Raw genomic sequence first — 12,951 nt, 5'->3', positions numbered from 1 at the left:
CGGCTGATGCAGGCTGCCGGGGCGGTGCTTTCGCACCGCCCCCTTTTCCATCGCCAGAACTTGGGCCACACTTTTGACAGCACTCAATTCGCAATCCGGCCGGCCCCAGCATGAGGCGGCGGGTGGCCGCACCGGGACAAGGCCGTTCATGGCAGGGCGTTTCACCGTCAAGCAACCGAGCGTCATTCCCGGTTTCGGGATCGCCATGGGATTCACACTCGCCTATCTGGGCCTGATCGTGATGGTTCCGCTGGCCGCCCTGGTGTTCCGCAGCGCCAGCATCGGCTGGGCAGAGTTCTGGGCGCTGGCGCTCGATCCGCGCGTCATCGGCGCCATGCGCCTGTCGTTCGGCGCGTCGCTGGCGGCCGCCTGCATCAATGGCGTCTTCGGCCTGCTCATCGCCTGGGTCCTGGTCCGCTATCGCTTTCCCGGGCGGCGCTTCGTGGATGCCGTCATCGACCTTCCCTTCGCCCTGCCGACGGCGGTCGCCGGCATCGCACTGACGTCCCTCTACGCGCCGAACGGTTGGGTGGGCCAGTTCTTCGCACCGGGCTCCGCCATCGGCTCTCTGTTCGGGGAAGGGGGTTTGCGCATCGCCTACACGCCGCTCGGCATCGTTGTGGCGCTGACCTTCGTCTCGCTGCCCTTCGTCGTGCGTACCGTGCAACCCGTCCTGGAGGAATTCGATGCCGAGCTGGAACAGGCGGCCGCCACGCTGGGGGCCGGCCGCTGGCAGATCGTGCGCCGGGTCATCCTGCCGTCGATCCTGCCTGCACTGCTGACCGGTTTCGCGCTGGCGCTCGCCCGCTCGATCGGTGAGTACGGCTCCGTCATCTTCATCGCGGGCAACATCCCGTACGTATCGGAAATCGCGCCCCTTCTGATCGTCATCCGCCTGGAGGAGTTCAACTATGGCGGCGCGACCGTCGTGGCGGCCCTGATGCTGATGGTGTCCTTCGCCATGCTTCTGCTCATCAATCTCATCCAGGCCTGGAGCCGCCGGAGGTACGGTCATGCCGTCTGAGCTCGTCCACCAGCGCGGCGTCACCACCGAAAGCCGGGCCGTCAAATGGCTCCTGATCGGCACCGCGCTCGCCTTTCTCGGCTTCTTCCTGTTCCTGCCGCTGGTTGCCGTCTTCGTGGAGGCCTTCCGCAACGGGCTCGCCATGTACTGGTCGGCGATCACCGAACCGGATGCCGTGGCGGCCATGAAGCTGACCTTGACGGTCGCGGCCATCGCCGTGCCGCTGAACCTCGTCTTCGGCGTGGCGGCCGCCTGGGCCATCGCCAAGTTCGAGTTTCGCGGCAAGAGCCTGCTCATCACCTTCATCGACCTGCCGTTCTCGGTGTCGCCGGTGATTGCCGGTTTTGTCTTCATCCTCCTGTTCGGCGCGCAAGGCTATTTTCTGCCGGTCACGCAATCGCTCGGGCTGCAGATCGTCTTCGCGCTGCCGGGCATCGTGCTGGCAACGGTCTTCGTCACCTTGCCCTTCGTGGCGCGGGAACTGATCCCCCTGATGCAGGAGCAGGGAACGGGCGACGAGGAGGCGGCGATCTCGCTGGGCGCCGGCGGCTGGAAGACGTTCTTCCTGGTCACCCTGCCCAATGTGCGCTGGGCTCTGCTGTATGGCGTTCTGCTGTGCAACGCCCGCGCAATGGGGGAGTTCGGCGCCGTTTCCGTCATTTCCGGACGCATCCGCGGCTACACCAACACGATGCCGCTGCATGTCGAGATCCTGTACAACGAATATGCCTTCTCCGCCGCCTTCGCCGTGGCGACGCTTCTGGCGCTTCTGGCGCTGGTCACGCTCGGTGTGAAAACCCTCCTGGAATGGCGCTATGCGGGCGATCTCGCCGCCGCCTCCCGCAACGGTCATTGAGGATCGCGCTTCATGGACATCCATCTGAAGAACATAGCCAAGGAATTCGACGGCTTTCGCGCGCTGCACGACGTGTCGCTGGACATCCGCTCCGGCGAGCTGATTGCGCTGCTCGGCCCCTCGGGAAGCGGCAAGACGACGCTTCTGCGTCTGATCGCCGGTCTCGAGAGGCCATCGTCGGGCCGGGTCCTGTTCGGCAGCGAGGACGCCTCGCACAAGAGCGTGCAGGAGCGCAATGTCGGCTTCGTCTTCCAGCATTACGCGCTGTTCCGCCACATGACGGTTGCAGACAACATCGGCTTCGGCCTGCGCGTACGGAAGGGCTCCGCGCGGCCGTCCACCGCGGATATCCGCCGCCGCGCGCTGGAACTGCTCGATCTGGTACAGCTTTCGGGCCTGGAAAATCGCTATCCGCAGCAGCTTTCCGGCGGCCAGCGCCAGCGTGTGGCGCTGGCGCGGGCGCTGGCGATCGAGCCGCGCATGCTGCTTCTGGACGAGCCGTTCGGCGCGCTGGACGCCCGTGTGCGCAAGGATCTGCGGCGCTGGCTGCGCCAGCTGCACGACAAGATCGGCCATACCACGGTATTCGTCACGCATGACCAGGAAGAGGCGGTGGAACTGGCGGACCGCGTGGTGGTGATGAGCCAGGGGCGCATCGAGCAGGTTGGATCGGGCGACGACATATACGACCGGCCGGCCACGCCCTTCGTCTATTCCTTCATCGGCCAGTCCAACATGTTGCCCGTCGAGGTGGAAGACGGCGTCATCTCGTGGCAGGGGCGCAGCCTGGGGCAGACGCCGCAGGCAAACGGCCGATGGCAGATGTTCATGCGTCCGCACGATCTGCAGGTGGTGAACGACGAGACGGCGCTGTCCGGCCGCGTCGCCGTTTCGCGACGCGCGGGCCGCTCGCGCTTCGCGGAGTTCGATATCGAGGCGACCGGCCAGCGCATCGAGGTCGAGCTGTCGCCGGAGCTGGAGGCCCGTCCCGGAGACGTGATCCATGTGCAGCCGAAGCGCTGGACGCTCTATCCCGCAGCCTGAATTCAACGTCGAAAGCAATTTGTGTTTTAATAAATAAATACTTTGCGAAACCGGGGGTTCATTGCGCAGAGTATAAAAGGCGATAGCGTGACTGGATAGTTTTAAGTCTAGTTCGGGCTTTTACCCTTATGTCCCCCGACGTCGCCGTTTCGTCCAACGGCGCGCTGGAATGTCTCGTCATTCTTGCCGCGCTTCACAGCATTCCGGTTTCCGCCGAAAACATAGCGCATCGCTATCGCGCCACCGACGGTGCTTTCGGCGAAACGGAGCTTCTTCTGGCCGCGCGGGCGGCTGGCCTGCGGGCGCGCGGCACGACGACGACGCCAGAAAGGCTGGCGCAGCTTCCGTTGCCGGCGATCGCCATAGACACGGATGGCCGCTTCCTCGTGCTGGCCCGCGTGGACGCGGCGCGCAACCGCGTCCTGATCCAGGATCCGGCCGTCGGCCATCCGGCCTGGATGCCGGCCGATGCGCTTGTGGCCCGCTGGTCCGGCCGCGTGGTGCTGGCCCAGGCGATGCTGGGGCGCGGCGGCGAGATGACCAGGTTCGATTTCACCTGGTTCATCCCTGCGATGGTCAAGTATCGCCGCCTGCTGGGGGAAGTGTTCGTCGCTTCCTTCGCCATGCAGATCGTTGCGCTTCTGACGCCGATCTTCTTCCAGGTCGTCATGGACAAGGTGGTCATCCACGGTAGCCTCACCACGCTGGATACGCTGGCGATCGGGCTCCTGTGCATCGGCATTTTCGAGACGTTCCTCAGCTTCATCCGCGGCTACGTCTTCACCCATACGACGTCGCGCATCGACGTGGAGCTCAGTGCCCGGCTTTTCCGGCATCTGATCGCGCTTCCCATGGCTTATTTCCAGAGCCGGCGCGTGGGAGATTCGGTCGCCCGCGTCCGCGAACTGGAAAACATCCGCGCGTTCCTGACGGGCAATGTCATCACCGTCATGCTGGACTGCATGTTCTCCGTCGTATTCGTGGTCGTGATGCTGTTCTACAGCAAGGTCCTGACGCTGATCGTGGTTCTGTCGCTTCCGGTCTACGCACTGATATCGCTTGTCGTGACACCGCCACTGAAAAGCCGGCTCGACGAAACCTTCCGGCGCGGCGCGGAGAACCAGTCCTTCCTGGTCGAGTCCGTGACCGGCATCGAAACGGTGAAGGCGATGGCGGTGGAGCCGCACGTCGCGCGGCGCTGGGAAGAGCAGACGGCCGGATACGTCCATGCCAACTTCCGTACGCAGCAATTGTCCATCGCGGCCAACGAATCCGTCGGCCTCGTCGGCAAGGTGGTCAACGTGCTGACCCTGTGGTTCGGCGCCAGATACGTCATTTCCGGAGATCTTTCCGTGGGGCAACTGATCGCCTTCAACATGCTGGCGGGGCGCGTTGCGCAGCCGATCCTGCGGCTTGCGCAACTCTGGATCAATTTCCAGCAGACGGGCATCTCCATGCAGCGGCTGGCCGACGTCCTGAACGCGCCGGCCGAAACCGCGGGCGTATCGCGTTCGGTGATGCCGCGCCTGCGCGGCGACATCGTCTTCGAGCGCGTGTCCTTTCGATATCGCCTCGATGGGCCCGAGGTTCTGCGGGACATCAATTTGTCGATCCGCGCTGGCCAGGTGGTCGGCATCGTCGGGCGATCCGGCTCCGGCAAAAGCACGACTGCGCACCTCATCCAGCGCCTGCATGTGCCGGAACGCGGGCGCATCCTGGTGGACGGCAACGACATCGCCCTGGCCGAAGCGGCCTCGCTTCGACGGCAGATCGGCGTCGTGCAGCAGGAGAATCTTCTGTTTCATCGCTCCCTGCGCGACAACATCGCCTTGACCGAGCCGGGCGCGCCGATGGAGCGTGTGATCGCGGCTGCACGTGCGGCGGGCGCACACGATTTCATCCTCGAACTGCCCGAAGGCTACGACACCATCGTCGGCGAACGCGGCGCCTCCCTGTCCGGCGGCCAGCGGCAACGGGTCGCCATTGCCAGGGCGCTCATCGGAGATCCGCGGATCCTTATTCTGGACGAGGCGACGAGCGCCCTCGACTACGAATCAGAGCATGTCATCCGGCAGAACATGGCGGCGATCTGCCGGGGGCGGACTGTCGTCATCATAGCGCATCGCCTGTCGGCCGTGCGCCACGCGGACACGATCATCGTGATGGATCGGGGCGAAGTGCGCGAGACGGGAAGCCACGACGAACTCGTGGCGCGGCCGGGCGGCATCTATGCCCACCTGCACGCCCTGCAGGCAGCCGGAAGGGATTGAAGCGATGATCTTTCAGGCGCTCCGCTCCCTCCTGTCGCGTTACCGCGAGGCGTTGGCCGAGGCCTGGGCGGCACGGCGCAGCCTGGACGCGGAGCGCCGCACCCCCGAAGAGCTGGAATTTCTGCCGGCGGCGTTGTCGCTGCGCGATACGCCGGTGCATCCCCTGCCCAGGAGACTGTTGTGGGGCCTCCTGATCATGCTTGCGCTGGCGCTCGGCTGGTCCACCATAGGCCGCATCGACGTCGTCGCCGTCGGTCGCGGCAAGGTCGTTCCGGGAAGCGGCAGCAAGACCATCCAGGCCGCCGAGCTGGCCGTCGTGAAGACGATCCACGTTCGGGACGGGCAGGCGGTGCGGCGAGGCGACCCGCTGATCGATTTCGACAGCAGCCTGACGGAGGCGGATGTTGCGCGCATCTCCGGCGACATAGAAGCCCGCCGCATCGACGAGGCGATCGCCGGGGCCATGCTGGACTGCATGCAGCGCAATGTGCGGCCGGAGCCGCTGGACGCGCAGCTTGCGGACCTGAAAGCCGAAACCATCGAGGCGGCCAATATCCGCCTGATGGGCAGCTATCGGTCGATGCGCAGCGAGATCGACGAGAAGAACAGCGAGATGAGTCAGTTCGATACCCAGCTTGCCGCCGCGAAAGCATCCGTGCGGGCGCTCGAGCGAATGGTGCCGCTGTCGCGGGAAATCTCGGCGAATCTGCGATCCCTGTCGTCCAAGGAGTTCGTGGCGCGCAGCCAATATCTAGACAAGGAGCAGTTTCGGCTTTCGCAGGAGCGGGAACTGGTGGCCCAGCAGTTCGACGCGCGCAAGGCCTCCGCCTCGCGGGAACTGCTGTTGCGACAGAAGGGCACGGTCGTCGCCCGATGGCGCCTGTCGACCCTCGACACGCTGCATCGCGCGCGGGAAGAGCGCCGCTCCCTGGAAAAGGAACTCGAAAAGGCGGTCAGGCGCGACCAGTTGATGCACCTTGCCGCACCGGTGGACGGTACCGTCCAGCAGGTCGTCGTCAAGACGGAAGGCGGCGTCGTGCAGGAGGCACAGACCTTGATGATCGTGGTTCCGAGATCCGACCCGATAGAGGTGGAGGCCATGCTTCCCAACAAGGATGTCGGGTTCGTTCGGCCCGGAATGGAAGTCGAGATCAAGGTCGATGCGTTCGAGTTCACGCGCTATGGCCTCGTGAAGGGAACGATCCGAACCCTGTCGACCGATTCCATCGATACCGAAAACAGCGGGCCGGTTTACGCCATGCGGATCGTCGTCGATGAAACGCCGCCGTCGATTACCCTGTCGCCCGGCATGAGCGTCTCGGCCGAGGTCAAGATCGGCAGCCGACGCATCATCGAATACTTCCTGTCGCCCTTGAACGTCTATCTCCACGACAGTCTGAGGGAGCGCTGAACGGGGGTGTGGGGAAACGCAACGCAAAGTTGCAAAGTGAGAGTATTTTCAATTTACGAAAGCATTGAAATGAAGATCGAGCAGTATTAGCGTATTCATATTGGTTGAAGTTTTTATTTATCAAAGAGTGTAAAAATGTCGTTTCTTCAATTACGGACGGCGTTGTGCCGTATTGCATGGCCGGGCATTCCCGGCGCCTCACAGCCTTTACCCCGTGGGCGATGCGTCCCGAAGCTCGGGAGGGGCGATCATGAGCCCGTTCGCCGGTGAGGGTAAGTGCAGGGTCCATGCTCCGGGCAAGGATATCCCAGAGGCGGAGGCCGCTTCGATATTCGGATACGTTGCCTGGCTCTGGTTGCGTTGCCCGCTCCATTGCAGATGGCCGGTCTGGCTTCTGAACGAGCATGTCCTGCCTGGGATCCGAGCCGGTTCCTTCGCCTTGTTCCAGGATGATCGCAGGCCTCTCGGCTTCCTGTCCTGGGCAAGCCTCAGCCCGGAAGCCGAACGCCGCTATCTAAAGAATCCGAACTCCCTCTCGCAAGAGGACTGGAGTTCCGGGGACAGGGTCTGGATCGTCGATTGTGTCGCGCCCTTCGGGCATTTCCCGTCGATGTACCGGTACATCAGAGGCCATTTCAGGCAGACGCACGTCGTGGTGCGTGCCCTTCGCCTTCATGCCGGGGAGGAGACGGCGAAGGTGGTGGAATACTTCAATCCGGATGTCCCGGAAGGACTTCGTCGCGCCAACAGAAAGGACTTCCTGGAAAATTACGAGGCGGCCTTCGGCCCCCAGGAACAACTGATCGAATCCGGAATGCTTCGTTTCTCATAAGATATTTCGATATGGGAGTAGACCTGTGCCAACAAAAATAAGCCTTCAGACGTCCAGCGTCCAGAAAACGGCCTACGACGTTCTTGAAAAACAACTTGGCCTGCAGTCGGATTTACAGCGTATCGCGGCTGGCAAAAGTTATCTCGCACGCGTATCGGCCGCCATCGATGGGCTCGCGGCGGAACTGGGCGTCGGCGACGGTTCGACGCAATCGCAGTCGCAGTCGCCGAGCGTCGGCGATCTTCTCGAGGCGAGCGCCGGGGAGGCCGCGCGAATGGCCGCGCTGGAGAAGCTCTGGCAGACCCGGCAGTTCGAAACGACGGGAAAGTTCGGCGACTTCAAGGCGTTTTGGGGTGGGCTTACGCCGGAGCAGAAGGCATATCCTGACGATTGGCTCGACAGCTGGAACCTGACGGTCTGGCAGACCGGCCGTATGCTGCGGCTCGCGGGCATCGCCGATCAGGCGCTCGACTATATCGTCCTTCGAGAAGCGCTCGACAGCGGCTCCGATGCGGCGATCGCAAGGCTTGCGGATTCCTCGAAATATTTCAGGTACACGATGACCGACAGAGGTACGGTCATAAGTCCGGTGGCTGTGAAAGCGTCGGCTTTCGAGGCCAGGCAGGCACTCACCCTGCAGGCCGCGACCGTGCCTGTGGCCCTGCTTGGAGCGATCTCTTCCACCCTTCAACTCGACCCGAACGACCCCGAGATGGGCGCCCATAACGTTGCGACGCTCATCGTCATGTGGACGCAACTCGCCGCCGAGCTGGGCTTCGCGGTGATGCTGGAAATGAACGCTTCGGCCGCCAATACCCCTGCAAGCGGCGGCCAGACGGGGCAGAGTTCAGGTATCTCGGCCGCCGGATGGGTGGGGCTCGCCGGCCATGCCACGCTTGCAGCCCTCTATATCTCTGCCATCGTCGCCCGCGCCCTCGACGACAGCAAGAAGACGGATTTCGAAAGGGACATAGACAGCGTCAAATATGCCTCCAACGCCATAAACCTGTCGCGGCCCCTGTTCGGCGCGGCCGGGATCATCGACCCGGTATTGGCTGCCAGCCCGCTGTTCAAGGGGGGGGCCACCTTCTTTGCCGGGGCCGCGCAGGTGCTCAACACCGCCGCGTCCATCATGACCCTGGCGAATATGAAGTTCAAGGATGCCGACAACCGGCTGATCGCCGCCGCAAGCGTGGACATCGCGTTTCAGACGGGCATGACGGTTGCCATCATGGCCATGGCCGCATCCGGCGTGGGCGTGCTGCCGGCCGCGTTGCTGGCGACGGCGAACTTCTCGTCGTTCGCGGTTGCCGACATGTACTACGACTTGGCCAATGCAGCGGATACCCGTTACAAGCAGACGGGCTGGCTCGGTGATCGGGCGATTACGACATATTACAGGCAGCGGGGGACCGAGGCAGTCTTCAACGGCCTGCCGGTCATAAATATCGCCACCAGCCTGATGTCGATGTTCGGCAAGAGTCTGACGGACATGTCGTTCATGCAGGGCGAGGTCCTCACCTCCTACTTCAAGAAGTTGGATACCGACCCGGCCTACCACGACAACCCGCGTTACGCTTACAGCAATGCCGACGAGAAGAAGGTGGCCGTGGTGCTGGCGTTCTGGGATGACGGTTTCCAAAGCCGCTTCTCCGAATCCGAGCGCCAGGCCTACCGAACGCAGGCTGCACAGTTGAAGGAGGAAGCCAAGGTCGACCGGGTTACCGTCTACGTGACGCGGCAACTGGACGCCGACGCGGAGATGATGGGATGGGAGATCGGCGGCGACGTTCGCAACGGGATGCGAAGCGGGCGGACCTATCAGTTCTCGAAGGCCGCAGAGGGCAGCGATAGCTGGGATCCCTTTGCCGTCGGCACGAAGGATTACAATGTCGGCAAGGCAGGCGATACCGTCGACGTGACGCAGTACGTCACGTTTGCCACCCCCTTTACCGGCGTCGAGCAGGAAGTGCGCGAGAATGTCGGCAGCGGCAAGAAAAGTTCGAACCGCCCGGTTCTTCCATCGCAACTGAAGTTCAGCGACGGAGCGGCAAGCACGACCTTCGACGCACGAATGCTGACACCCGCCGTGGCGATGGTTTCACGAAGCAAGAGCGAATTCATCGGCGGCAAGCTCGTCACCTCGACCTATTCGATCGAGAATGTCGACGATGTCGTCGGTGAAGAGGGAGGGATCGTCCTGTCAATGGGCGCGGGGAGCGACCGCGTGATCGCGGCTGCCCGGGCGATGAGCGTGGATGGCGGCCAGGATGCCGGCGCCGCCGCAAGCAAGAAGGCCGGATACGTCGAGCAAGACATCGTCGATTACTCGGGCTACTACAAGTCGAACGGGCGTATCAGCGTCACGCCCGGCAAGAAAGGCGGCTTCGAAGTCGTGAAGAAGGGCGTCGTCGAGATCGGCTACCGATACGTCAAGGAAGAAGCCCAGGGGAAGAACAAGCCCGTAAAGTATACGGCCGTAACCGAACTGCGGACTTACGACCTGAAGGGGAACACCGATATTCTGAAGAACGTCGAGGGTATCGTCGGCACGGGAAACGCCGACGAGTTCTACGGCGGTATCGGCAGCATTTTCATGGGCCTCGGAGGGGCGGACCGCTTCGCCTGGATCTTCAACGATACGGTGCTTGCCGGCGACGGCAACGACACGGTCGCCGGAGGCCAGGCGGGAAGCCTCAGCGCCGCCGTCTCCACCAAGGGCAGCTACGTCGACGGCGGCGACGGCAACGACCGTATCGACATGCGGACCGGCAACGACTCGATCATAGGCGGCCTGGGCCTCGACACGATCTTCGGGGGCCTGGGTGACGACATCATCATCGGCGACCTCGCCGACGAAAAGCTCATCCCTGCCGGATACGTCGCCTCCCAGTATGCCGACAGCCTGTCCGGCGAGGCAGGGGCCGACACCATCATGGGCGGGGTGGGCATGGACACGATTTCCGGCGGGGACGGCGGCGATCTCCTTCTGGGTGGCCTCGACGACGACATGATCTATGGCGATGCCGGCGACGATCGAATTTCCGGCGATGCCGGCAACGACCGCCTCTATGGCGGCGAGGGAGCCGATACGGTCTGGGGCGGAGACGGGAACGATCTGATCGACCTGGGCGCCGGCGCCGATTATGCCTATGCCGGCGCCGGCAACGACACCGTGCAAGGCGGGGCTGGACCCGGCAACCTCTACGGGGAAGAGGGCAACGACTATCTCGTCGGTGGTTCCGACGCGGACAAGCTCTACGGCGGAGACGGCAACGACACCCTCTCGGGTGGCGCGGACAACGATGTCGTCAATGGCGGCGATGGCGACGATCTCATCTACGGTGGCAGTGGAAACGATACGCTGATCGGAAGTTCCGGCAATGACGCCCTCTATGGCGAAGATGGCGACGACTGCCTCTTCGACGACACGGGCAAGTCCATGTTGTACGGCGGAGCCGGAGACGACGTGATCGTTCTCGGAAGCGGATCGCTGGTGTCCAGTACCATTTCACGCGGAAGCGTGGTGGATGGCGGCGCCGGCGGAGACATCGTCAGCGCCCGACTGGCCTCCACCATCGGTGCGAACCAGATGATGCTCGGCGTAGTCGCTTCCTTGAGCGCGGGCATGGATATGTTCGGCAACGCATTTTCCGCAGCGAGCATGCGGTTCGCCTCCGGTTCCGCACCGAGCGCCATCGACGCGGCGCGGGGCGTGAGCCTGATCGGTATCGAGAATCTCGAGGGCTCTGCCGGCGACGACGCCTTGACGGGTGACGGCGGCTCGAACGTGCTGATCGGCCGCGAGGGCAGCGACTCGATCGCCGGCCTGGGGGGCGACGACATCCTCTACGGTGGCCGGGGGATGGATGTGGTGCTTGGCGGCGAAGGCCACGACATCATCTTCGGCGATGCCGGCGACGACGTGCTGATCGGCGGTGCGGGAGGGGATACGTTCGTATTCGCGGGCGCTTTCGACAACGACAATCTGGATATCGGTTCCGGCGGCAGGCAGTCCGATCAGAACGGCGACATCCTGTTGTTCATGGATGTCGATTACCGGGATCTGCTGTTGCGGCCGATGACGGGCAACGCGCTGGAGATCAAGCGCGTCATGACGCTGTCGGACAGCGCCTACGGCCAGGAGTTCTTTACCGGGAGCCGCGACGACTCCGTGCTCGTCTCGTCCTTCGGGAACGATGTCGACGGCTATGCCGACATCTCGCTGGTGGCGCGGGCCGGTGACGGGTGGGCAGTGCTGACGGGTGCGGCGCTGCAGGCCCTGATCGGCGAAATGAACGTCTTCCTCGGGGCGGAAGGCAACCTCGCCCTCGACTGGAACAACACCATCGACCCGTCCTGGCGGCAGAAGGTCCTGCCGACCCAGGAAGCCCTCTGGTCCGTGCAGTCAGCAGCATGAGAATCTGGGCGGCGCTTGGGCGCCGCCCTGTCCAAGGCTCAGGCGGCTGCCGTCACGATGATCTCGACCTTGTACTCGGGCGCGGCGAGCCGCGCCTCTCCGGTGGCGCGGGCCGGCGGGTTGGCCGGGTCCACCCATGCGTCCCATACGGCGTTCATCGCGGCGAAATCGTCCATGTCGGCCAGCCAGATCTGCGCGTAGAGCAGCTTCGACTTGTCGGTGCCGGCCTCGGCGAGAAGGCGGTCGATTTCCGCCAGAATGGTGCGCGTCTGGGCGCTCACATCCTCACCCGGCTCGCCGACCTGGCCGGCAAGGTACACGGTGCCGCCATGCACGACGCCCATGCTCATGCGCTTGCCGGGCTCGATCCTGCGAATGCTCATCTATCAGACTCCTTGTGCCTGTCGGCGCACGGGAAGTCGGGCGCCGTACGGCACCGTCTGATACGGGAACGGGGCGCCGATGGAAATGGGCTCGCGCGCCGCGTCGCCTGCGCGCCCGGCCAGCGAAGCCGCCAGCACATGTGCCTCCGGCCAGTGCCCATGCCCGCTCTCGATATTGATGTGCCCCGCCTTGCCGGCGTCTACCAGCGCCGCGCCCCAGCTTGCCGCAAAGGATCGGGAGGCCGCGAAGCTCATGTAAGGGTCGTCGCGGGACGCGACGAGGATGGACGGGAAGGGCAGGCGTTTCGTCGGCATCTCGGCGAAGCTGGCGAAGGCCGCATCGGACCGCGCCATGCGCGCGCCATCGGCCGGCGCAACCATCAGCGCGCCGACGACATGCGCGGCGGCAGGCCGCTCCGCCAGATGTGCGATCAGCAACGCGCCCAGGCTGTGCCCCACCAGCACCGTGCGCGGATGCTCCATGAGCGCCGCTTCCAGCCGGTGAAGCCAGTCGGACAGCACCGGACGGTCCCAATCGTCCTGCTCCACCATGAGGGCGCCGGCCTCCCGACGCACGAAATGGTCCTGCCAGTGGCCCGGGCCGGAGCCACGGTAGCCGGGTATGACGAGCGTTCTGACCATGCGATCCATCTCCGGTCATTCTTCCTTGTATCGGAAGGTAGAGACCGGCCCGGCACGGCGAAAAGCCAA

The 12,951-nt window shown here is 64.0% G+C and carries 9 protein-coding genes; 7 read left to right on the top strand and 2 right to left on the bottom strand.

What is annotated here, in order from left to right:
* Positions 1-148 precede the first annotated feature (148 nt).
* The 7 genes from cysT (at position 149) to NDN16_RS21080 (ending at position 11,857) form a co-directional block, all read left to right on the top strand.
* Positions 149-1,024, top strand: a complete 876-nt coding sequence (cysT, locus tag NDN16_RS06985) for a sulfate ABC transporter permease subunit CysT (RefSeq protein WP_251112890.1) — start codon at positions 149-151, stop codon at positions 1,022-1,024.
* Positions 1,014-1,880, top strand: coding sequence for a sulfate ABC transporter permease subunit CysW (gene cysW, locus NDN16_RS06980; protein WP_251112889.1), 867 nt, complete (start codon positions 1,014-1,016; stop codon positions 1,878-1,880). Before cysT ends, cysW begins: the two co-directional genes overlap by 11 nt.
* 12 nt (positions 1,881-1,892) lie before the next feature.
* Positions 1,893-2,924 (top strand): sulfate/molybdate ABC transporter ATP-binding protein, encoded by a 1,032-nt coding sequence (locus tag NDN16_RS06975; RefSeq protein ID WP_285292470.1) that lies wholly within the window; start codon positions 1,893-1,895, stop codon positions 2,922-2,924.
* Positions 2,925-3,052: 128 nt separating this feature from the next.
* Positions 3,053-5,194, top strand: a complete 2,142-nt coding sequence (locus tag NDN16_RS06970) for a type I secretion system permease/ATPase (protein WP_251112888.1) — start codon at positions 3,053-3,055, stop codon at positions 5,192-5,194.
* A 4-nt stretch (positions 5,195-5,198) separates the two neighbouring features.
* On the top strand, positions 5,199-6,605 hold the full coding sequence (locus NDN16_RS06965) for an HlyD family type I secretion periplasmic adaptor subunit (RefSeq protein WP_251112887.1): 1,407 nt from the start codon (positions 5,199-5,201) through the stop codon (positions 6,603-6,605).
* A 250-nt stretch (positions 6,606-6,855) separates the two neighbouring features.
* A complete protein-coding gene (locus tag NDN16_RS06960; RefSeq protein WP_251112886.1) occupies positions 6,856-7,437 on the top strand; it encodes a toxin-activating lysine-acyltransferase in 582 nt (193 codons plus the stop codon).
* Between the two features lie 25 nt (positions 7,438-7,462).
* Positions 7,463-11,857 (top strand): hypothetical protein, encoded by a 4,395-nt coding sequence (locus tag NDN16_RS21080; RefSeq protein WP_251112885.1) that lies wholly within the window; start codon positions 7,463-7,465, stop codon positions 11,855-11,857.
* Positions 11,858-11,895: 38 nt separating this feature from the next.
* Here the strand turns inward: NDN16_RS21080 and NDN16_RS06950 are convergent, their stop codons facing one another.
* Together NDN16_RS06950 and NDN16_RS06945 are read right to left on the bottom strand one after the other, a co-directional pair.
* On the bottom strand, positions 11,896-12,240 hold the full coding sequence (locus NDN16_RS06950) for a RidA family protein (RefSeq protein WP_251112884.1): 345 nt from the start codon (positions 12,238-12,240) through the stop codon (positions 11,896-11,898).
* Positions 12,241-12,243: 3 nt separating this feature from the next.
* The gene (locus tag NDN16_RS06945; RefSeq protein WP_251112883.1) at positions 12,244-12,882 is read right to left on the bottom strand and encodes an RBBP9/YdeN family alpha/beta hydrolase; all 639 of its coding nucleotides are present in this window, start codon (positions 12,880-12,882) and stop codon (positions 12,244-12,246) included.
* Between the last annotated feature and the right edge of the window lie 69 nt (positions 12,883-12,951).

Source organism: Aureimonas altamirensis (genome assembly GCF_023702225.1).
Classification (GTDB): Bacteria; Pseudomonadota; Alphaproteobacteria; order Rhizobiales; family Rhizobiaceae; genus Aureimonas; species Aureimonas altamirensis_B.
This window is presented reverse-complemented; position numbering and strand designations above follow the sequence as displayed.

Coding starts and splice junctions, on each gene's coding strand:
- cysT (WP_251112890.1), top strand. CDS start 149: ATGGCAGGGCGTTTCACCGTCAAGCAACCGAGCGTCATTCCCGGTTTC.
- cysW (WP_251112889.1), top strand. CDS start 1,014: ATGCCGTCTGAGCTCGTCCACCAGCGCGGCGTCACCACCGAAAGCCGG.
- NDN16_RS06975 (WP_285292470.1), top strand. CDS start 1,893: ATGGACATCCATCTGAAGAACATAGCCAAGGAATTCGACGGCTTTCGC.
- NDN16_RS06970 (WP_251112888.1), top strand. CDS start 3,053: ATGTCCCCCGACGTCGCCGTTTCGTCCAACGGCGCGCTGGAATGTCTC.
- NDN16_RS06965 (WP_251112887.1), top strand. CDS start 5,199: ATGATCTTTCAGGCGCTCCGCTCCCTCCTGTCGCGTTACCGCGAGGCG.
- NDN16_RS06960 (WP_251112886.1), top strand. CDS start 6,856: ATGAGCCCGTTCGCCGGTGAGGGTAAGTGCAGGGTCCATGCTCCGGGC.
- NDN16_RS06950 (WP_251112884.1), bottom strand. CDS start 12,240: ATGAGCATTCGCAGGATCGAGCCCGGCAAGCGCATGAGCATGGGCGTC.
- NDN16_RS06945 (WP_251112883.1), bottom strand. CDS start 12,882: ATGGTCAGAACGCTCGTCATACCCGGCTACCGTGGCTCCGGCCCGGGC.